18 protein-coding genes are annotated in these 20022 nt (G+C 72.1%); 7 read left to right on the top strand and 11 right to left on the bottom strand.

Going from position 1 to position 20022, the window contains the following annotated elements; all coding sequences use genetic code 11:
- Nucleotides 1-175 precede the first annotated feature (175 nt).
- Both ACFXGA_RS22100 and ACFXGA_RS22095 read right to left on the bottom strand, forming a co-directional pair.
- A complete protein-coding gene (locus ACFXGA_RS22100) occupies nucleotides 176-1123 on the bottom strand; it encodes a tetratricopeptide repeat protein (protein WP_378090700.1) in 948 nt (315 codons plus the stop codon).
- 175 nt (nucleotides 1124-1298) lie between these two features.
- Nucleotides 1299-2000: an SDR family oxidoreductase gene (locus tag ACFXGA_RS22095; protein WP_378090699.1), complete on the bottom strand. Its 702-nt coding sequence runs from the start codon at nucleotides 1998-2000 to the stop codon at nucleotides 1299-1301.
- 91 nt (nucleotides 2001-2091) lie between these two features.
- Between ACFXGA_RS22095 and ACFXGA_RS22090 the strand changes: the two genes are divergently transcribed.
- Nucleotides 2092-2640: a TetR/AcrR family transcriptional regulator gene (locus ACFXGA_RS22090; RefSeq protein WP_378090698.1), complete on the top strand. Its 549-nt coding sequence runs from the start codon at nucleotides 2092-2094 to the stop codon at nucleotides 2638-2640.
- Nucleotides 2641-2713: 73 nt separating this feature from the next.
- On the opposite strand, the gene ACFXGA_RS22085 is transcribed toward ACFXGA_RS22090, so the two are convergent.
- The 6 genes from ACFXGA_RS22085 to ACFXGA_RS22060 form a co-directional block, all read right to left on the bottom strand.
- Nucleotides 2714-3118, bottom strand: a complete 405-nt coding sequence (locus ACFXGA_RS22085; protein ID WP_378090697.1) for a DUF1992 domain-containing protein — start codon at nucleotides 3116-3118, stop codon at nucleotides 2714-2716.
- Nucleotides 3115-4356 (bottom strand): RNA polymerase sigma factor, encoded by a 1242-nt coding sequence (locus ACFXGA_RS22080; protein ID WP_378090696.1) that lies wholly within the window; start codon nucleotides 4354-4356, stop codon nucleotides 3115-3117. Before ACFXGA_RS22080 ends, ACFXGA_RS22085 begins: the two co-directional genes overlap by 4 nt.
- Entirely contained in the window at nucleotides 4353-4757 is a 405-nt protein-coding gene (locus ACFXGA_RS22075) for a YciI family protein (RefSeq protein WP_378090695.1), read from the bottom strand. Before ACFXGA_RS22075 ends, ACFXGA_RS22080 begins: the two co-directional genes overlap by 4 nt.
- Before the next feature lie 156 nt (nucleotides 4758-4913).
- Nucleotides 4914-6005 carry a cellulose binding domain-containing protein gene (locus ACFXGA_RS22070; RefSeq protein WP_378090694.1) on the bottom strand — a complete coding sequence of 364 codons (1092 nt, stop codon included), beginning with the start codon at nucleotides 6003-6005 and terminating at the stop codon, nucleotides 4914-4916.
- Nucleotides 6006-6014: 9 nt separating this feature from the next.
- Nucleotides 6015-7643 (bottom strand): cellulase family glycosylhydrolase, encoded by a 1629-nt coding sequence (locus ACFXGA_RS22065; RefSeq protein ID WP_378090693.1) that lies wholly within the window; start codon nucleotides 7641-7643, stop codon nucleotides 6015-6017.
- A 382-nt stretch (nucleotides 7644-8025) separates the two neighbouring features.
- Nucleotides 8026-9045, bottom strand: coding sequence for a LacI family DNA-binding transcriptional regulator (locus ACFXGA_RS22060; RefSeq protein ID WP_378090692.1), 1020 nt, complete (start codon nucleotides 9043-9045; stop codon nucleotides 8026-8028).
- A gap of 104 nt (nucleotides 9046-9149) precedes the next feature.
- Between ACFXGA_RS22060 and ACFXGA_RS22055 the strand changes: the two genes are divergently transcribed.
- Entirely contained in the window at nucleotides 9150-10118 is a 969-nt protein-coding gene (locus ACFXGA_RS22055) for an acetylxylan esterase (RefSeq protein WP_378090691.1), read from the top strand.
- 202 nt (nucleotides 10119-10320) lie between these two features.
- On the opposite strand, the gene ACFXGA_RS22050 is transcribed toward ACFXGA_RS22055, so the two are convergent.
- Both ACFXGA_RS22050 and ACFXGA_RS22045 read right to left on the bottom strand, forming a co-directional pair.
- Entirely contained in the window at nucleotides 10321-12654 is a 2334-nt protein-coding gene (locus ACFXGA_RS22050) for a glycoside hydrolase family 3 N-terminal domain-containing protein (RefSeq protein ID WP_378090690.1), read from the bottom strand.
- A complete protein-coding gene (locus ACFXGA_RS22045) occupies nucleotides 12648-13637 on the bottom strand; it encodes a LacI family DNA-binding transcriptional regulator (RefSeq protein ID WP_378090689.1) in 990 nt (329 codons plus the stop codon). Before ACFXGA_RS22045 ends, ACFXGA_RS22050 begins: the two co-directional genes overlap by 7 nt.
- A gap of 193 nt (nucleotides 13638-13830) precedes the next feature.
- Here ACFXGA_RS22045 and ACFXGA_RS22040 point away from each other — a divergent pair, with 193 nt between their 5' ends.
- The 5 genes from ACFXGA_RS22040 to ACFXGA_RS22020 all read left to right on the top strand — a co-directional run bounded on the left by ACFXGA_RS22040 (nucleotide 13831) and on the right by ACFXGA_RS22020 (nucleotide 19431).
- Nucleotides 13831-15126 (top strand): extracellular solute-binding protein, encoded by a 1296-nt coding sequence (locus ACFXGA_RS22040; protein ID WP_378090688.1) that lies wholly within the window; start codon nucleotides 13831-13833, stop codon nucleotides 15124-15126.
- Nucleotides 15126-15980 carry a carbohydrate ABC transporter permease gene (locus ACFXGA_RS22035; protein WP_378090686.1) on the top strand — a complete coding sequence of 285 codons (855 nt, stop codon included), beginning with the start codon at nucleotides 15126-15128 and terminating at the stop codon, nucleotides 15978-15980. The genes ACFXGA_RS22040 and ACFXGA_RS22035 overlap by 1 nt, the downstream gene beginning before the upstream one ends.
- A complete protein-coding gene (locus ACFXGA_RS22030) occupies nucleotides 15977-16795 on the top strand; it encodes a carbohydrate ABC transporter permease (RefSeq protein ID WP_378090684.1) in 819 nt (272 codons plus the stop codon). Before ACFXGA_RS22035 ends, ACFXGA_RS22030 begins: the two co-directional genes overlap by 4 nt.
- A gap of 44 nt (nucleotides 16796-16839) precedes the next feature.
- The gene (locus tag ACFXGA_RS22025; RefSeq protein ID WP_378090682.1) at nucleotides 16840-17958 is read left to right on the top strand and encodes an endo-1,4-beta-xylanase; all 1119 of its coding nucleotides are present in this window, start codon (nucleotides 16840-16842) and stop codon (nucleotides 17956-17958) included.
- Nucleotides 17959-18387: 429 nt separating this feature from the next.
- Complete coding sequence (locus tag ACFXGA_RS22020) at nucleotides 18388-19431, top strand: LacI family DNA-binding transcriptional regulator (RefSeq protein WP_378090681.1); 1044 nt, start codon at nucleotides 18388-18390, stop codon at nucleotides 19429-19431.
- Between the two features lie 10 nt (nucleotides 19432-19441).
- Here the strand turns inward: ACFXGA_RS22020 and ACFXGA_RS22015 are convergent.
- On the bottom strand, nucleotides 19442-20022 hold a 581-nt coding region (locus ACFXGA_RS22015), incomplete at its 5' end, for a hypothetical protein (protein WP_378090680.1).

Here is a 20022-nt window from a genome sequence, read left to right as displayed (position 1 = left end):
ACTGCCGTTCGACCCGGTGATTCGATCAAGAGTCGAATTCGACTCGAATTCGACGGTCCGAGGGCGGCTTCCCGGCGGTCCGGGCGCGGCGGAACGGCCCGGCACGCACGGGAAACCGCCCCGACCCGCGGCGGGTCGGGGGCGGTCCGGTGGCCCGCGAACGGCGTCGCGGGCGTCAGGCGGGCACGCCGAAGGCGGCGATGCGGTCGGACAGGGTCCGGGCGTGCGGCTCGCGCGGGTGGCGGTCCGCGAGGCGGCGCAGGGGCCGCAGGCGGTCGGCGACCCGCGTGGAGTCGAGCGACCCGGCGGCGGCCAGGGCGCGCTCCCCCACCTCCGCCGCCTGGTCGAAGTCCCGGTCCACCAGGTGGTTCGTGGCCAGCGCCACCAGGCTGAAGGTCCGGCTGCGGCTCATCCGCTCGGAGTAGCCCGCCACGGCCGCGGTCAGCGAGTCGATCGCGGCCGAGGTCTGCGCCGGGTCCACCGTCCGGGCCAGCTCCGTCAGCACCACGCCGGTCAACCCGCACAGGTCCGGCTCGTCGAAGAAGCGCACCCACCCGGGCACCGGGCCGGACGGCGCGCGGGAGAACTCGTCGTGCGCCAGGTGCAGCAACCGCAGCGCGCCGCTCCGGTCGCCCAGGCCCGCGCGCGCCCACGCCTGGTTGGCGTGCAGCACCGCGACGGCTCGCGCCGACCCCGCCCGTCGCGCCGCGACGAGCCCGAGCGCGAACTCCCGCGACGCCTCGCAGCGCCTGCCGCGGTGCAGCCGCATCCGACCGACGCGGTAGTGGATGTTGGCCTGCAGGTCGTGGTGGCCCGCCTCGACCGCGAGGTCCAGCGCCCGGTCCCAGTGCCGCGCGGCGAGCGCTTCGCGGCCGGTGTCGAAGCAGGTCCACCCGGCCACGTTGTGCAGGTCGGCCAGCGCGACCAGCAGCCGCACCCGCAGCGGGCCGGCGGTCACGACGTCCGGGAGCCGGTCGTGCCGGGCCGCGTGGGCGATCGCGGCGTCCCGGCACGCGCCGCCGCCCTCGCGGTAGTCCACCTCGCGCAGCCGCTCGGTCTCGGCTTCCAAGCGCTCGACGTCCTCGACTCCGACGTGAGCCGGCACGCGCTGGGGTTCTGCCATGGCCGCACCTCGCAATTCCACTAGAGCGGTGGAGGAAAATCCCTCGGGCAGGTGGCAGCGGGGTACCCAGGGTGACACCGGCCGCACCTTCCGCGGGACCGCCGTCAAGGGCACGCGCCGCCCCGTTCCCGCGGTGCAGGTGCAGGTGCAGCGATCGTCTACTGTGGACCTCCGGTCAGCCCGCCAGCGCCGGGTACTGGACCGCGATGTCCTGCGCCAGGGCGGCTTTCACGCGACGCGACAGGTCGTCGGCCAGCACCTCGAACGCGTCGGACTCGATGCCGTCGACCGCGAGTTCCGCCACGTGCCGGGGATCGCTCTTGGGCGCGGTCACGCCGGCGGCCAGGTCGGTGTCCACGTACCCGACGTGCAGGCCGGTGACGGTGATGCCCCGCGGCCGCAGCTCCAGGCGCAGGGAGTTGGTCTGCGACCACAGGGCGGCCTTCGACGCGCTGTAGGAACCGTTGAGCGCGAACCAGGACAGCACGGAGGCGACGTTGAGCAGGTGGCCGCCGCCGTTGCGCTCGACCACGGGCACGAACGCGCGCGTCACGTGCAGCGGCCCGTAGAAGTTGGTCTCGAACTCGCGCCGGACGTCCTCCACCGGCGAATCCAGGAACGACGCGCCCACCAGCCCGCCCGCGTTGTTGACCACGATGGTGACGTCGTCGGCGCGGGCCGCGGCGGCCGCCACCGAGGCGGGATCGGTGACCTCCAGCGCGAGCGGGACGGCATCCGGGTGCGTGACGGTGCGCGGGTCGCGCGCGGTGGCGTAGACCTTCGCCGCGCCCCGGTCGTACAGGGCCTCGACCAGGGCCTTGCCCAGGCCCCGGTTGCCGCCCGTGACCAGCGCGGTCGCCCCGTTGATCGTCGTCATGGCACTCCTCCAGAGGTGGAAACCGATCGGTTTCCGCCGACTGTAGACCGATCGGTTTCCCCCTGTCGACCCGGGCCGGTACCCTGCCGGGGTGACCACTCCACGGGACCGCCTGCTGGACGCGGCGGGCGAGCTGTTCTACCGGGAGGGCGTCGGCGTCGGCGTCGACGCGCTGTGCAAGGCGGCCGGCGTCTCCAAGCGGTCGATGTACCTGCTGTTCGACGGCAAGGACGAGCTGATCGCGGCGAGCCTCGACCGCCGCGCCCCGGCCTACGACGCCCTGCTGCTCCCCCCGGACGGCGGCACGCCGCGCGAACGGGTCCTGCACGTGTTCCGCGCGCAGGACGAGCTGTCCGGCCGGCCGGACTACCGCGGCTGCCCGCTGGTCGCCACCGCGACCGAGCTGAAGGACGCCGCGCACCCGGCCAACGCCGTGGCGCGCCGGCACAAGCAGGGCCTGACCGACTTCTTCGCCGCCGAGGCCCGCGCGGCGGGCGTGGCGGACCCCGACACCCTCGCCGCGCAGCTCACCGTGGTGTTCGACGGCGCGAGCGCCCGTGCCGTGGTCCGCGCCGAGCCGCTGGGCGGTCTCGGCGTCGCCACCGCGACCGCGCTGCTGGACGCGGCCGGGCTCGGCTGAGCGCCCCCTCCGCGGGCGGGGCCGGCGTCGTGACGTGCCGCAGGCCGGGGCCGGGGAACGGGTGGGACGGGCGTCAGCGCCCGGCCCGGTCGGCCCGCCACCGCGCCACGACGTGCTCGACGTCGAACGGCATCAGGTTCAGCGGCGGACCCGACAGGGGCTTGCGGATCGCGTCCTCGATCCTGGCGTTGATCGCCGCCAGGATCGACCGCACCTCGGCCTCGGTGCGCGCCCGCCCGGCGGCCTCGCGCGCGGCCTCGGCCTCCTTGCGCAGCAGCAGCGTGGGCGGGAGCGCGGTGCCCTCCTCGCGGCGCAGCTTCTCCTTCACCCACCACAGCTCGTCGTGGGGCTGATCCAGGCCCGACAGCGGCTTGCCCGCGCCCGGCAGGTCGTCGAACTCGCCGCGGTCCTGGGCCTCCCGGATCTGCCGCTCGATCCAGGTCTCGAAGCCCACCCCGGCCGGTTTGCGCTCGGTCACGGCTCACCTCCCCCGGTCGAGGGTACCGACGCCAGCCGGGCCGCCTTGTCCACGAGGTAGCGCTGCTCGGGGGTGCTCGTGGTGCGCGCGGCGGCCGCCCGGTAGTGCGCCACGGCCCGCGGCACGTCACCGGCCATCTCGTGCAGGTGGCCGCGCACGGCGTCGAGCCGGTGGTGGCCGGCCAGCCGCCCGTCCAGCGCGTCGAGCGCCTCCAGCCCGGCGGCGGGCCCGTGCACCATCGCGAGCGCGACCGCCCGGTTGAGCGACACCACCGGGTTGCCGGTCATCCGCTCCAGCAGCCCGTACATGCCCAGGATCTGCGGCCAGTCGGTCTCCTCGGCGCGCAGCGCGTCGTCGTGGAGCGCCGCGATCGACGCCTGGAGCTGGTACTCGCCGATCGCGCCGCGCTCCACCGCCGCCATGATCAGCTCGACGCCCTCGACGATCAGGTCCCGGTCCCACCGCGACCGGTCCTGCTCGGCCAGGGGGATCAGCGCGCCGTCCGGGCCGGTGCGCGCGGGCCGGCGGGCGTCGGTGAGCAGCATCAGCGCGAGCAGGCCCGCCACCTCCGGGTCGGCCGGCAGCCGGGCGTGCACGGCCCTGGCCAGCCGGATCGCCTCGCCGGACAGCTCCGTGCGGTGCAGGGCGCCGCCGACGCTGCTGGTGTAGCCCTCGTTGAAGATCAGGTACAGGGTGTGCAGCACGGACCTCAGCCGGGCCGCGAACTCGTCCGGGCCGGGCAGGGCGAAGCTCGCGCCGCGCAGCTTCTGCTTGGCGCGGCTGATCCGCTGGGCCATGGTCGCCTCGGGCACCAGGAACGCGTTCGCGATCTCCGCCGTGGTGAGGCCGCCGACCGCGCGCAGGGTCAGCGCGATGGCCGACGCGGGCGTCAGCTCCGGGTGGCAGCACAGGAACAGCACGACCAGCGTGTCGTCCCGGTCCACCGCCTCGCCGGGCGGCGGCTCGCGGAACACCTCCTCCTCGCGGCGGCGGCGGGCGGCCTCGCTGCGGATCAGGTCCGTCATCTTCCGCACGGCGGTCTGCACGAGCCAGCCGCGCGGGTTGTCCGGCAGGCCGTCCACGGGCCAGTGCCGGGCCGCCGCCAGCAGCGCCTCCTGCACCGCGTCCTCGGCCTGCGCGAAGTCGCCGAACCGGCGCGCGACCACGCCGAGGACCTGCGGCGCGCACTCGCGCAGCAGGTCCTCGACGGCCTTGCCGGACGTGGCCGGCCCCGTCACAGGTCGGACGACGCGGGCGCGGACATCAGCTCGCGCACCTCGATCGGCTGGCCGAGCGGCACGCCGTTCGGGCCGGGCGCGGCCGACGCCTTCGCCGCGATCTCCAGCGCGCGCTCCAGCGTCGTGTCGACCATCCAGTAGCCCGCCAGCAGCTCCTTCGACTCCGGGAACGGGCCGTCGGTGATCACGGGCGCGCCCTCGCCGGTGAACGTCACCGTCTTGGCCAGCTCGGGGCCCGCCAGGCCCTGCGCGTCGACCAGCTCGCCGTTGTCGGTCAGCTCCTTCCCGAGGTCCTGCTGGAACCGGATGTGCGCGGCGATGTCCTCGCGCGCCCAGCGGTCGATCGGCACGTCGCAGGTGGCGGTGGGGCCGTAGTTCATGAGGAGCAGGAACTTCGCCATGTCGGACTCCTGGGTCGTCGTTCGCGCCCATCTTGGCGCTCGCACCCTCTGGACGGAGCCGTCACGGCGCTCTCTACACCGTGGAATGTGACGTGCATCACATGCGAAAGGGCTCGCGGTTGTGCCCCGTCGCCAGGGCACAACCGCCAGGTCCGGTCAGGTCAGCGCGCAGGTCGGAACCGGGTTCCACCCCGTCGCGTCACCCGTGCCGGTGAACCCGACCTTGGTCGTCCCGGCCGGCGGCAGCGCGCCGTTCCAGGACGCGTTGGTCACCGTCACCGACGTGCCGCTCTGGGTGAAGGTCCCGTTCCAGCCCTGGGCGAGGGACATGCCCGAGCGGAACGCGAACCCGACCCGCCAGCCGCGGCTCGTGGTGCCGCCGCCGTTGCGGACCGTGATCTCCACCTGGAACCCGCCCTGCCACTGGTTGACGACCTTGATCTCCACGTCGCACGACCCGTTCGGGACCGTGGTCGTGGTGGTCGTGGTGGTGGTGGTGGTCGTCGTTGTTGTAGTGGTGGTGGACGTGGGCGTGGTGCCGTTGAGCGCCGACACCACGGCCGGGATCCACCGGTCGGCGATCTTGCGGTCGCCCGACGCGTTGGGGTGCACGCCGTCGTAGGTGTCGGTGGCGGTGTTGAAGCCGGTCCACTGGTCGACCACGGTGACCGGCGACTGCGCGGTGGACTTGGCCGCCGCCCAGCCGGGGATGGCCGCGTTCAGGTCGATCACGCGTTGCGGGCACTCGGCGCAGGCGCTCGCCGCCATGGGGATGATCTTGGCGACGAGCACCTTCATGCTCGCGTTGTTCGCGCGCATCTGGTCCACCAGCTTGCCGTAGGCGGCCAGGATGGTCGCGGTCGACCGGTTGCTCCACACGTCGTTGGTCCCGAAGTGCATGAGCACCACGTTCGGGTTGGTGGCGCCGAGCCAGCCGACGAGCTGGTTCTGGTCGGCCACGGTGGTGACCAGCGCGCCGCCGTGCCCCTCGTTCTCGCCGTCGTAGGGGAACCCGCAGCCGTCGCCGGCGCGGGTGCCCACGAAGTCGATGTCGGTGTGCCCGGCCGCGCGCAGGTCGCGGTCGAGCAGCGCGCGCCAGCAGCCCGGCGACCCGGTGATCGAGTCGCCCAGGGCCATGATGCGCGTCGGCGCGGCGGCCTCGACCGCCTGACCCGGTGCGGCCACCAGGAGCCCGACCAGCGTGGCCAGCGCGCCTAACAGCGCCGCGACCGCAGTCTTCCTCGTCATCGCGATCTCCTAGGCCGTCGTGCAGGTGGCGCCGTTGAGGGTGAACGCGGTGGGCACGGAGTTCGTGCCGTTCCACGACCCGATGAAGCCGAAGCTGACCGAGCCGTTCACCGGGATGGAGGCGGTGTAGGACACGTTGGTCGCGCTCAGCACGGCACCCGACTGGGTCGTGGTGGCGCCCCAGGACTGGCTCACCGTCTGGCCGTTGGCCCAGGTCCAGCGCAGCGTCCAGCCGTTGACCGGCGCGGTGCCGGTGTTGGCGATCTTCACGTCGCCCTGGAAGCCGCCCTGCCACTGGCCCGCGACCTTGTAGGTGACCGCGCAGGAACCGCCGCCGCCACCGGCCTGCGTGGTCACGGTGACGGTGTTGGAGCGGGTGGAGCGGTTGCCCGCCGCGTCGCGCGCGTAGACGGCGAAGGTGTAGGCGGTGTTGGCCGACAGGCCGGTGACGGTCGCCGTGGTGGTGGCGGAGCTGACCGCGGCGGTCTCCGTGGCGCCGTTGACCCGGACCACGTCGTAGCCGGTCACGCCGACGTTGTCGGTGGACGCGGCCCAGGACAGGGTGGCGCTGCTCGACGTGACGCCGGACGCGGTCGGGGTGCCGGGGGTGGACGGCGGGGTGGTGTCCGGCCCCGTGCCGCTGTCGTAGACGCTGGCCTGGCGCGAGGTGGCCTTGATGCCGTTGGCGCCGTTGATCGCGCGCTGGCCCCAGCTGGTGAGCTGGGCGGCGTTGAAGCCGGTCACCATGTCGAGGTACTCGACGCCGCCGCCGTTGCCCGACCACGACCACGCGAGGTAGCCCAGCTTGAGCGACTGGGTGGTGGCGAAGATCGTGTCCTCGTCGGGGTTGCCGTCGGAGTGGTCGTGGCCGAACTCGCCGACCACGATCGGCAGCTTCGCGGTGACGAACCGGTTCAGGTAGTCGTTGATCTCGGCGGCCGTGTCGAAGACGCCGTACATGTGGATGGAGAACACCGTGTTCTTCTGCGGGTCGGCGGCGAAGACCGAGGCGGCGTTGTCGCGCATCGTGAAGGCCCAGTCCTGGCCCCAGTTCGGCGCGTCCACCATGATCGTGTGCTCGAAGCCCGCCGCGCGCAGCGAGGTGATGGCGTCCTTGGTGGCCTGCGTCCACCCGGTGTAGCCGGTGTTGCCCCACGGCTCGTTGCCGATGTTCAGGATGACGTACTTCTCCTGGCCGGCCAGGGCGCTCTGGACGCTCTTCCAGTACTCGACGGCGCGGGCGAGGCTGACCGCGCCGCTCTGCTCCTGGTAGCCGGTGGTGTCGTGCACCTCCAGCACGCAGATGAGCTTGTTGGCCTTGCACTGGCCGATGACGTTGGCGACGTCGGCGGCGTTGTTGAGGGTCCACCGGTCGCCGGAGCTGAGGACGACGCGGACGGTGTTCGCGCCCGTGGCCTTGATGTCCTTGAGGGCCTGGGTGGTGCGGTCGGTGTACCAGGTGTGCGCGTGGTTGACGCCACGCATCACGAAGTCGTTGCCGTTGGCGTCGAGGAGGCGGCCGTTGCTGACGGTGAACCCGGCCGCGGCGTGCGCCGGCGCCACCGTGAGCAGTGACAGGACCAGGGCGCCGACGGCGGCCGTTATGAGGGCACCGACCGAGCCGAATCGCTTGCGCATGGATGTACCTCGCGTAGTTGTCGACACTGACGTAGCGAGCGCAGGGCAGCGCGCCTGCCTGCGGCAGGCCCCCACACCAAATCAATTAACCGCTTAAGTGTCAACGCCCACAATCCCCGGCCCACCCGCTCTGGGACCGCTCCCAATCCTCCAGTCTCCTACACCACCCCAACCCCTGACCACCCCCGCGCGAGTCGAACCCCCAGCGCCCGCGTGTCCTACGTCCAGAACGCGCGTGTCCTACGTTCAGAACCCCCGAGTTCAACGTTCGGAACAAGCGACCTGCGTTTTCCCGCCACGAACGCGAACGTGCAACACGGGTGTTCCGAACGTAGGACACGGTTGACCTGAACGTAGGACACGCGGGGTTTGGAGGTTCGACTCACGCGGGGGGATGGGTGGTGCTGGAGCGGGGGACCAGTTCCGGGTCGGAGGTCTTGACCTGTTCGGGCGGGGCGCCGTTGATCACGTCCAGCAGCAGGCGCACGGCGGCCGCGCCGCGTTCGGCGATCGGGCGGCGCACCGCCGACAGGGCCGGGCGCACCAGCCGGCACAGCGCCGAGTCGTCCCACGCGACCAGCGAGAGCTGGTCCGGCACGCCCAGCCCCAGCTCGTGCGCCACGCCCAGCGCGGACACCGCCATCACGTCGTTGTCGAACACGAGCGCGGTCGGCGGCGTGCCGCCGGTCAGCACCCGCCGCGTCACGCGGGCCGCCGCCTCGTCGGAGTAGTCCGCGTGCACCACGCGGGCGTCGGGCAGCCCGAGCCGCGCGGCGGCCGCCGTGAACGCCCGCGACCGCGCCTGCGTGTGCACGAACTTCGTCGGCCCCGCGACGCGCACGATCCGGCGGTGCCCGAGCGCCACCAGGTACTCCAGCACCTCCACCACGGCCGTCTCGTCGTCGGTCCACACGCACGGCAGGTCCGGCACGACCGGCTCGCCCAGCACCACGGCCGGCAGCCGCAGCTCCCGCACCAGCTCCACCCGCGGGTCGTGCTGGACCAGGTCGACCAGCAGCACGCCGTCCACCCGCCGCTCGCCCCACCACCGCCGGTACGCCGCCAGCTCGGCCGCCGAGTTGTCCGTCACCTGGAGCAGCAACGACGTCGGCCCGCCCGCCAACGCGTCCTGGATGCCCGAGATCAACTGCATGAAGTACGGCTCGACGCCGATCACCCGCGCGGGCCGGTCCACCACGAGCCCGATCGCGTTCGCCCGCCCGTCGCTCAACGACCGCGCGGCGCTGCTGGGCACCCAGCCGAGGCGGTCCGCGATGTCCATGATCCGGCGACGGGTGGGTTCCGAGACGCCCGGCCGGTTGTTGAGCGCGTACGACACCGCGCCGGTGGACACCCCCGCGGCCTTGGCGATGTCCGAGATGGTCGGACGCTTCCCTGCCACCCGCGCCTCCTCGGTCGGTGATCATCAAGTCTAGACGGCCGCGGACCCCGTCTTACCCGGTAGGGTAATTAAGCGCTTAACGGATTACCTGAAAGGGGACCGCCGTGCCCTGGTTCGACCTTTCCGAGCGGGAACTGGCGCAGTACCGGACCGACACCGTCGAACCGGACAACCTCGACCTGTGGTGGAAGTCCCGGCTGGAGGAGGCCCGCGCCGCCGCGCTGCCGCCGGTGCTCACCCCGTACGCCGCCGACGCGTACGGGCCGCTCTCGGTCTGGGACGTCGAGTTCTCCGGCTACGGCGGCGACCGGGTCCGCGGCTGGTACATCCGCCCAGCCGGTTCCGGCGTCGAGTCGCTGCCCACCGTCGTCTGCTACATCGGGTACGGCGGCGGGCGCGGCCTGCCGTCGGAGCACGCGCTGCTGCCGTCGGTCGGGTACGCGGTGTTCGTGATGGACACCCGCGGCCAGGGCGGCCGGTGGACCACCGGCGCGACACCGGACTCCGGGCTCGTCGGCCCCGAGCACCCCGGCGTGATGACCCGCGGCATCGCGAGCCCCGAGACCTACTACGTCACGCGCCTGATGGTGGACGCGGCACGGGCCGTGGAGGTGGCCGCCTCGCTGGACGGCGTGGACGAGACCCGGATCGCGGTGTCCGGCGGCAGCCAGGGCGGCGGGCTGGCGCTCGCGGCGGCCGCGCTCAACGGCGAGGCCGTGAAGGTGTGCCACGCGGACGTGCCGTTCCTGTGCGACTTCCAGCGGGCCATCACCCTGACCGACGCCGAGCCCTACGCGGAGATCGCGAAGTTCCTCGCCAACCACGTCGACCTGATCCCCGCGGCCCTCGACACGCTGCGGTACGTGGACGGCGCGTTGCTGGCCAAGCGGATCACGGCCACCTCGCTGCTGAGCGTGGGCCTGATGGACGAGGTGTGCCCGCCGTCCACTGTGTACGCCGCGTACAACGAGATCACCGCGCCGAAGGAGATGGCGGTGTTCCCGTTCACCGGCCACACCACCCCGCGCGTGCACGACGAGCGCAAGCTGCGCCACCTGCGCACCCACCTGTGACGGAAGGCGGGCCGTGAGGGGACCACCGCCATAGCCCCCTCACGGCCCAGCCCGGTCAGTGGACTCGGCTGCTCCCCGGGGGTCCCGGGTAGCTCGGCCCGGGACCTCCTGCGTCCACGACCAGCTCGCGCACCACCGCCATCGGGTCGACCGGCCGGAACCCGGGCGTGCCCGGTGACGCACCGCCGACTCGTCGGTCGCCTCACCGCGAGGCGGTCGTCACCGGGGTGACCAGCACGCGGTCGTGGCCGACCACGCGCGGTTCACCGGTCAGCCGCACCGACTGCCGCCAGCGGATGTCCTCGCTCGAGCAGCCGACCTGGAGCACGACCTCGCCGGTCTCCACGACGCGCCTGCCGTCGCGGCCGGTGAACGAGGTGCGGTCGGCGTGCAGCCGGAACGTCACCTCGGTCGTCGCGCCCGCGTCCAGCTCGACCCGGGCGAAGCCGACGAGCTGGCGCACCGGGCGGGTGACGCTCGCGACCGGGTCGTGCAGGTACAGCTGCACGACCTCGGCGCCGGCCCGGTCGCCGGTGTTGCGCACCAGGCACGACACCTCGACCTCGCCGTCGGAGGGCAGCTCCTGCGCCGCCGCGAAGTCGGACAGCTCGAACGACGTGTAGGACAGGCCGTGCCCGAACGGGAAGGCGGGCGACGGGTCGACCGAGCTGACGCCGCCCGGACCGCCCAGCGGCGGGTGCAGGTAGGTGGTCGGCTGGCCGCCGGAGCCGCGCGGCACCTGCACCGGCAGCTTGCCGGACGGGTTGACGCGCCCGCTGAGCACGCCGGCCACCGCGCCCGCGCCCTCCTCGCCGGGGAAGAATGCCTGGACCACCGCGGCGGGCCGCGAGGAGGACCCGGAGGCGGGCTCCAGGTACTTCCCCAGCGCGTACGGGCGGCCGGTCAGCAGCACCAGCACCACCGGCACGTCCAGCGCCAGCAGCTCCGCCAGCAGCTCGCCCTGCACGCCGGGCAGGTTCAGGTCCTCGGCGTCGCAGCCCTCGCCGGAGGTGCCGCGGCCGAACAGCCCGGCCCGGTCGCCCAGCACGGCCAGCACCACGTCGGCCTCGCGGGCGGTCGCGACGGCGTCCCCGATGCCCGACCGGTCGTCGCCGTCGACCTCGCAGCCCTTGGCGGTGGTGACCGACGCGCCGGGGAACTCCTTGCGCACGGCTTCGAGCATGGTGTCCATCTCGACGCCCAGCGCCACCTCGGGGTGCTGCACGCCGACGTGGTTGGGGAACGCGTAGCAGCCCATCAGCGACAACAGGTCGTCCGCGCACGGCCCGACCACGGCGAGCTTGCCCGGGTCGCGCAGCGGCAGCACGTCGGCGGTGTTGTCCAGCAGGACCACGGACCGCTCGGCCATGGTGCGGGCCAGGTCGCGCAGGGCGGGCGGGTCGAGGTCGACCGGCTCGCCGCGCAGCACCGCGGGCGACTCCGGCTGCCAGCCGTCGTCCAGCAGGCCCAGCTCGCACTTCTGGGTCAGCACGCGGGTCACCGCGCGGTCCACCAGCTCCTCGTCCACCTGCCCGGACCGCACCAGCTCGGCCAGCGGCTCGCCGTAGCAGCGCACGCTGGGCAGCTCGACGTCGATGCCGGCGGCCAGCGCCAGCGCGGCGGCCTCGCCGGGCGAGCCCGCGATCGCGTGCGCGGTCTCCAGGAACGACACCGCGAAGTAGTCGGCGACCACCACGCCGGTGAAGCCCCACTGGTCGCGCAGCAGGTCGGTGAGCAGGGTCCGGTCCGAGGCGGCCGGCACGCCGTCCACCTCGGCGTAGGAGTTCATCACCGACCGCGCGCCGCCGAGCCGCAACGCCATCTCGAACGGCGGCAGCACCACGTCGGCGAACTCGCGCGGCCCCATGTGGACCGGCGCGTGGTTGCGCCCGCCGCGCGAGGCCGAGTAGCCCGCGAAGTGCTTCAGCGTGGCCACGATGCCGCTGGACTCCAGGCCCCTGGTGTAGGCGGCACCGAGGAGACCGACGAGGTACGGATCCTCGCCGATGGTCTCCTCGGTGCGTCCCCACCGCGGGTCGCGCGACACGTCCAGCACCGGCGCCAATCCCTGGTGGACGCCGACGTCGCGCATCACGAGACCCACCTCGCGTGCCATCCGCTCGACCGTCTCCGGGTCGAACGAGGCGCCCCACGCGAGCGGGGTCGGGAAGACGGTGGCCTGCCACGCGGTGAAGCCGGACAGGCACTCCTCGTGCGCCATGGCCGGGATGCCGAAGCGGGTGTTCGCGACCAGCTTGCGCTGCGTCTCGGCCAGCACCTTCGCCCCGACCAGCGGGTCGACCGGCCCGGTGCCGAAGACGCGGGTGAGCTGGCCGAGGCCGGGCTTGGTCAGCTCGTCCCACGGCGGCAGCGGCTCGGCGAACTCGTGCTGCGCGGGCGCGACCTCCTCGCCCTCGGAGATGCCCACCCACACGCCCACCAGCTGGGCCAGCTTCTCCTCCAGGGTCAGCTCGGCCAGCAAGGCGGCGACCCGCTCACCGGTCGGCTTTCCGGGATCGGCCCAGGGGTTCAGCACGGCGGCTCCTTCGTTGACGATCGGACGACGAGTTCGGTGGCCAGTTCCACCCGTTCGGTCTCCACGGGGCGACCCGCGATCAGGTCGGCGAGCATGCGGCCCGCGTGGCGGCCCATCTCGGTGAGCGGCTGGCGCACGGTGGTGAGGGCGGGCGAGGACCACACCGCGACCGGCAGGTCGTCGAAACCGACCACGCTCAGGTCGTGCGGCACGGAGAGCCCGACCACGCGGGCGGCCTCGATCACGCCCAGCGCCTGTTCGTCGTTGCCGGCGAAGATCGCCGTCGGCCGGTCCGGCAGCGCCAGCAGCTCGGCCGCGCGGCGGAACCCGCCCTCGTGCTTGAAGTCGCCGTGCTTGACCAGTTCGGGGTTGAACGGGATGCCCGCGCGGTCGAGCGCGGCGCGGTAGCCGTCCACCCGCGCCCGGCTGCACAGCATGCCGGCCGGCCCGCCGATGACGCCGACCCGGCGGTGGCCGAGGCGCAGGAGGTGTTCGGTGGCGGCCAGGCCGCCCGCCCAGTTCGTCGCGCCGACGCTCGGCACGTTCGGCTGCGGCAGGTCGACCGGGTCGATGACCACGACGGGGATGCGGGAGTTGGCCAGCACGCGCCGGTCGGCCGCGGTCAGCTGGGAGGTGACCAGGAGCGCTCCCGCGCGCCTGGCCTCGACCAGCGACGCCGCCCAGGACGTGTGCTGACGGGGTTTGTCGGTGGACGACACCACGACGTGCAGCCCGGTGTCGACGACGCCACGGATGATCTCCACCGCCCAGGGGCTGTCGAGGGCGGTGAACACGAGGTCCACCAGCAGGTGCCCGGAGGCCCTGCGGGACCCCACCGGCACGTAGTCATACTCGGCGAGCAACTGCCGCACGCGAGCCCTGGTTTCCGCGCCGACGTCGTCCTTCCCGTTCAGGACTTTGGACACCGTCGGGAGCGACACCCCCGCTGCTGCGGCAATCGTGGCCAACGTGGCTCGACGCATGGGCCGATAGTATCGAAACTCGATCGAAACACAAGGGTGACCTCCTGACGTGCAGAAACACTACTTACACACGCCGGATGGTGATGCTTGACACCGCTTGGGCGCGGGCCTAAGGTCTGCGCAAGTCGTGGATGTTTCGAAATGTTTCGATGCCACGAACAAATCCGCAGCGTGGCAGAAGGGTGGCGGTCGCATGTCCCGCCGTTCATGGGTGCGTCCCCTCATCGCGATGGGGCTGGTCGCCGTGACCGCAGTGGTGTCCGCGTGTGGCACCTCCGGTCCGGGCGAGTCGAGCACCGGCGAACTGAAGATCTGGGCACTCGAGGACCCGGTGCTCAACAAGATCGAGCAGCAGTCGATCGACGCCTTCAAGTCGGGTGGCGGCAACGCCTCTCTGGAGACGTTCGGCAACGACCCGTACAAGCAGCGCCTCCGGGTCGCCATCGGCTCGCCGCAGGCCCCTGACCTGTTCTTCAACTGGGGCGGCGGCAACCTCAAGGAGTACGTCGACGCCGGCAAGGTGGCCGACCTGACGTCGGTGCTCAACGAGAACAAGGCCGTCAAGGACGCGTTCATCCCGAGCGTGCTCGACGGCGCGAAGCTCGGCGACAAGTACTACGGTGTGCCGATGCGCGGCATGCAGCCGGTGCTGCTGTTCTTCAACAAGAAGGTCTTCACCGAGGCCGGCGCGAAGCCGCCGACGACGTGGGACGAGCTGCTCGCGGCCGTGGACACCTTCAAGGCCAAGGGCATCACGCCGATCGCCCTGGCGGGCACCCAGGCGTGGACCGAGCTGATGTGGGCCGAGTACGTGCTCGACCGCGTCGCGGGCCCCGAGGTGTTCAAGAACATCCGGGACAACGGCCCCGCGGGCTGGAAGGACCCGGCCGTCGTCGAGTCGATGACCAAGCTCAAGGACCTCATCGACCGCGGCGCGTTCGGCACCAACTTCGCCTCCGTCGGCTACGACGCCGGCGGCGCGTCGACCATCCTGGCGCAGGGCAAGGCCGCGATGCACCTCATGGGCTCGTGGGAGTACACCAACCAGCTCGACCAGAGCCCGGACTTCGTGAAGAACGGCGACCTGGGCTGGGTGGCGTTCCCGTCGATCCCCGGCGGCAAGGGCGACCCGGGCAACCTGGTCGGCAACGTGAGCAACTTCTACTCCGCGACCGCGGACTCCAAGAGCCTCGACGCGGCGAAGAAGTTCGTCACGAGCGAGCTGCACAAGGACTCCTACGTCGAGGCACTGATCGCCGCCGGTGACGTCCCGCCGGTCGTGGGCGCCGAGGAGAAGCTCAAGAAGTCGCCGAGCCCCGAGTACTCGACGTTCATCTACGAGCTGGTGCTGGACTCGAAGAACTTCCAGCTCTCCTGGGACCAGGACCTGCCCGCCGACGACGCCACGTTCATGCTGACCCAGCTCCAGGAGTTCTTCCTGGGCAAGGTCTCGCCGCAGCAGTTCGTCGACGCGGTGGCCGCGCGCTGATGTCGTCTCAACGGCCTTCGGCCTGGTACGCCGTGCCGGCGTTCGCGTTCTTCGCCCTGTTCGCCGCGTTGCCCATGCTGCTCGTGATCTACCTGAGCTTCACCGCTTGGGACGGCCTGGGCACGCCGGCGGTCAACGGGGGCGAGAACTGGGCCCGGCTGCTCGAGGACAGCGAGGCGCGTGCCTCGGTGTGGCGGACCCTGGTGCTGATGGTCGTGTCGTGGCTCGTCCAGACCCCGATCGCGTTGCTGATCGGGGTCTGGGCGGCCGGCAAGCAGCGGTCCCGGGCGGTGCTCAGCTCGATCTTCTTCCTCCCGCTGCTGCTGTCCACGGCCGCCATCGCGCTGTTGTGGCAGGCGCTGCTCGAGCCGAACTTCGGCGCGTTCGTCGGCGGTCCGCTGTTCCTGGGCGACCCCGACATCGCGCTCTACACGGTGGTGCTGGTGATCTCCTGGCAGTTCATCCCGTTCCACACCCTGCTCTACCAGGGTGCGGCGCGGGCGGTGCCGCAGTCGCTGTACGAGGCGGCGACCATCGACGGCGCCTCGCGGGTGAGCAAGTTCCGGCACATCACGCTGCCGCAGCTGCGGTACACCGTGGTCACGTCGTCGGTGCTGATGCTGGTCGGCTCGCTGACCACGTTCGACACCGTGCTCATCCTGACCAACGGCGGACCGGGCACCGCGACCCGCATCCTGCCCCTGCACATGTACATCACCGGCTTCAGCGGGTTCGAGATGGGCTACGCGAGCACGATCGCGGTCGTGCTGGTGGTCCTCGGCACCGCGCTGTCGCTCGCGGTCATGCGCTGGAGCGGGTTCCGCCAGATGAGCAGCCAGCAGGAGGGGTCGTGAAGTCTCGTCCCAACTGGCCCGCCGGGCTGTTCGCCCTGGTGTGGCTGGTCATCGTGGTCGGACCGCTGCTCTACCTGGTCACGGTGTCGCTGCGCACGCGCGCCGAGTACCTCGGCAAGAGCGTGTGGGAGATGCCGGACGCGCTGACGCTGGACAACTACGTCACCGTGCTGACCGGCGGCTTCGGCCAGTACCTGCTGAACAACGTGATCGTGACCGTGGCGACGGTGGCGATCGTGGTGCTCGTGACCGTGCCCGCCGCGTACGCGGTGGTGCGCAACACCAGCCAGTTCGTGCAGCGCGGGTTCACCCTGCTGCTGATGGGGCTGGCGATCCCCGCGCAGGCCACGATCATCCCGGTGTACCTGATGATCACCCGGATGAAGCTGTACGACACGCTCACCGCGATCATCCTGCCGACGGCGGCGTTCGCGCTGCCGGTGGCGATGCTGGTGCTGGTCAACAGCCTGCGCGACGTGCCGCGCGAGCTGTACGAGGCGCAGGCGATCGACGGCGCGGGCCCCATGCGGGTGCTGGTGTCGCTGGTCCTGCCGCTGGCGCGGCCAGCGATCATGACCGTGGTCGTCTACACGGCGCTCAACGCGTGGAACGGGTTCCTCTTCCCCCTGGTGCTCACCCAGTCGGAGTCGTCGCGGGTGCTCACCCTCGGGTTGTGGGACTTCCAGGGCCAGTTCGGCACGAACGTGCCCGCGCTCCTCGCCGCCGTGACGCTGTCCGTGCTGCCGATCTTCGTGGTGTACCTGATCGGGCGGCGGTTCCTGCTCAGCGGCCTCACGGCCGGTTTCGGCAAGTAAGTCCCGGTTCGCGCGTCGGCCCCGTCGGTGGAGGAAGGACGGTCATGCCCGATCACGTTCCCCCGCCCACGGGGCCGTCGCCCGAACGGCCGCACGCGGACATCCCCACCACGCGAGCTGCGGCCGCCCCCGCGGCGGCAGCGGCTCCGACCCGGACCCCGGCTCCCACTCCGACCCGGACCCCGACTTCGGCTCCGGAGCCGTCCCTGCGGCAGCTCGCCGCGCGGCACGGCCTCGGGTTCGGCACGGCGGTCAACCTGACCGCGCTGGCCGGCGACGAGGTGTACCGGGAGTGGGTGGCGACGCAGTTCGACACCCTCACCGCCGAGAACGCGATGAAGTGGGACGCGCTCGAACCCGTCCGCGGGCGGCACGCGTGGGGTCCGGCGGACGCGCTGGTCGCGTTCGCCGAGGCCAACGGCCAGCGCGTGCGCGGCCACACGCTCGTCTGGCACAACCAGAACCCGGCGTGGCTCGCGGACGTGCCGCCCGACGAGCTGGGCGCGGTGCTGAAGGCCCACGTCCAGACCACCGTGCGGCGCTTCCGTGGCCGGGTCTGGCAGTGGGACGTCGTGAACGAGGTGTTCGAGGACGACGGGTCCCTGCGCGACACGGTCTGGCTGCGCGCGCTCGGCCCCGGCTACATCGCGGACGCGTTCCGGTGGGCGCACGAGGCCGACCCGGACGCGCTGCTGTTCTACAACGACTACGAGGTCGAGGAGGTCAACGCCAAGAGCGACGGCGTGTACGACCTCGTGCGCGAATTGCTGCGACAGGACGTGCCGATCCACGGCGTCGGCCTGCAGGCCCACCTCAGGGCGGACCACGCGCCGCTGACCATGCGGGAGAACCTGGGGCGGTTCGACGCCCTGGGCCTGCGCACGGCGGTGACGGAGGCCGACGTGCGGGTGGTGCTGCCCGCCGACCCGGTGAAGCTGCAGGCCCAGGCGAACGTGTACCGCACCGCGCTGCGGGCCTGCCTGCTGACGCCACGCTGCCTGTCGTTCACGGTCTGGGGGTACACGGACAAGTACTCCTGGGTGCCCGGGTGGTTCGAGGGTGAAGGTGCGGCCGACATCCTCGACGAGAACTACGCCGCCAAGCCCGCTCACCGGGCCCTGCGCGACGACCTCTCGTTCGGCGGCTCGGACCGCCGGGACTGACCCGACCCGGCTCGGGCCCGCCAACCTCTCCCACGGGCCCGAGCCCCCACCCCCGCGCGTGTCCTACCTCCAGAACGCGCGTGTCCTACCTCCAGAACGCGCGTGTCCTACCTCCAGAACGCGCGTGTCCTACCTCCAGAACGCGCGTGTCCTACCTCCAGAACGCGTGAGTCCTACGTTCGGGACCCCTGAATTCAACGCTCGGAACGCCACCCGTCCGTTCCCCGCGCCCCCGATTCAGGCCAATCGAGACGTACGCTGCGCTAACCTCGGAACGCGTCCGAGTGGGAGCAACCGGACATTCGACAGTTTCGATCACAGAGTCGATTGTTTCGAACGGGTTACCGGCACTCCGAGTGACGAACAACCCACCACCGCTCCTCCACGTCCACGGGCCGGAACTGGGCTGGGCTGCCGTAGACTGCCCCCATGCCGACCAAAGCCGACCCGTCACCCTCGGATGGCACAGCCTCGGGCAAAGTCACCATTGCCGCCATTGCGGCAGAAGCCGGGGTCTCGGTTCCGACTGTTTCGAAGGTAATGAACGGTCGCGCCGACGTCGCGCCCCACACCCGGGAACGGGTCGAGGCGATCATCCGACGACACGGCTACCAGAGGCGGGCGGACGAGCGGTCGAGGCGGTCCAACCTGGTGGAACTGATGTTCCACGAGCTGGAGAGCGCCTGGGCGCTGGAGATCATCCGCGGCGCCGAGCAGGTCGCCGCGGAGCAGGGCCTGGCGCTGGTGCTGTCGGAGTCGCAGGGCAGGCTCACCCCCGGCCACGGCTGGCTGGAGGGCGTGATCGCGCGCAAGCCGCTCGCGGTGATCTCCGTCTTCTCCGACCTCACGTCGTCGCAGCTGGCCAAGCTGCGCGCGCGGGACATCCCGGTCGTCGTGGTCGACCCCATCGGCGAGCCCCAGCTGGAGACGCCGTCCATAGGAGCCACCAACTGGAACGGCGGCCTGACCGCCACCCGGCACCTGATCGAGCTGGGCCACCGCCGCATCGCCATGATCGGCGGCCCGGAACGCGTGCTGTGCAGCCGCGCCCGCGTGGACGGCTACCGCGCCGCGCTGGAGACCGCGGGCCTCGCGTTCGACCCGGCCCTGGTCCGCTACGGCGACTTCCACGTCGAGTCCGGCCGCGCGCAGTTCGCGCCGCTGCTCGACCTGCCGGACCCGCCGACCGCCGTGTTCGCCGGGTCGGACCTCCAGGCCCTCGGCGTCTACGAGGCGGCACGCGCCGCCGGCCTCCGCATCCCGGAGGACCTCAGCGTCATCGGCTTCGACGACCTCCCGGTCGCGCAGTGGGTGGGCCCGCCGCTGACCACGGTCCGGCAGCCGCTGCAGGACATGGCCGCGGCGGGCACCCGTCTCGCCATCACGCTGGCACGTGGTGAAGAGCCCGAACACCGCCGAATCGAGCTTGCCACCACGCTGGTGGTGCGTCAGAGCACCGCCGCGCCGCGCTGACGAGCCGCCTCTAGTGGTGGTGGCCCGGCTTCTGGACGTAGGTGCACCCTTCCGCCTCCGCGGGGAGGGTGTGCTCCACGACCTCGTCGGGCCCCACCGGTGTGCAACGCAGGTCGTGCAGGCCCAGCAGCTCCAGGCCGAGCGTGCCGCTGAGGGCGAAGCCGTTGCCGAACCCGAAGTCCGGGTTGTCCGACACCTCGCCGGCAGCCATCGCGCCCTGCCACGCCCGCTGGAAGTCCTTCAGCTTCTCCCGCTGGAAGACGACCAGCCCCAGCCGCTCGTACGGACCCGCCGAGCACGTGCCCCACTCCGCCACGTACGGCGCGTAGAGCTTGGCCCGCAGCGGCCCGACGAAGTCGGCGAACTCCTCCATCGACCGCGGCACGACCTCGTCGCACTGGCCGGTCTTCTCCCGCACCCACTGCCCGACCTCCGCCGGGGTGCCCAGCGGCGGGCCGAGGGCGTTGGAGCCCAGGCCGGTGGAGCCGGTCGCCGCCGCGGGGCCGGCGCACGCCCCCCCCCGGTGGGCGGGGAGGGCCGGGCCGGGGGCGTTCCTGCGCCCGCGGGGGCCAGGGGGGCCGTGGGGGGGGT

The sequence above is a fragment of the Actinosynnema sp. NPDC059335 genome, assembly GCF_042752395.1.
Taxonomy (GTDB): domain Bacteria; phylum Actinomycetota; class Actinomycetes; order Mycobacteriales; family Pseudonocardiaceae; genus Actinosynnema.
Note: the sequence above shows the minus strand (reverse complement) of the source record. Positions and strands in the feature narration are given on the sequence as shown.

Bases quoted from the DNA above. Each gene is read 5' to 3' on its own strand.
- ACFXGA_RS22100 (WP_378090700.1), bottom strand. From the start codon at position 1,123: ATGGCAGAACCCCAGCGCGTGCCGGCTCACGTCGGAGTCGAGGACGTC.
- ACFXGA_RS22095 (WP_378090699.1), bottom strand. From the start codon at position 2,000: ATGACGACGATCAACGGGGCGACCGCGCTGGTCACGGGCGGCAACCGG.
- ACFXGA_RS22075 (WP_378090695.1), bottom strand. From the start codon at position 4,757: ATGGCGAAGTTCCTGCTCCTCATGAACTACGGCCCCACCGCCACCTGC.
- ACFXGA_RS22070 (WP_378090694.1), bottom strand. From the start codon at position 6,005: ATGACGAGGAAGACTGCGGTCGCGGCGCTGTTAGGCGCGCTGGCCACG.
- ACFXGA_RS22065 (WP_378090693.1), bottom strand. From the start codon at position 7,643: ATGCGCAAGCGATTCGGCTCGGTCGGTGCCCTCATAACGGCCGCCGTC.
- ACFXGA_RS22045 (WP_378090689.1), bottom strand. From the start codon at position 13,637: ATGCGTCGAGCCACGTTGGCCACGATTGCCGCAGCAGCGGGGGTGTCG.
- ACFXGA_RS22040 (WP_378090688.1), top strand. From the start codon at position 13,831: ATGTCCCGCCGTTCATGGGTGCGTCCCCTCATCGCGATGGGGCTGGTC.
- ACFXGA_RS22035 (WP_378090686.1), top strand. From the start codon at position 15,126: ATGTCGTCTCAACGGCCTTCGGCCTGGTACGCCGTGCCGGCGTTCGCG.
- ACFXGA_RS22025 (WP_378090682.1), top strand. From the start codon at position 16,840: ATGCCCGATCACGTTCCCCCGCCCACGGGGCCGTCGCCCGAACGGCCG.
- ACFXGA_RS22020 (WP_378090681.1), top strand. From the start codon at position 18,388: ATGCCGACCAAAGCCGACCCGTCACCCTCGGATGGCACAGCCTCGGGC.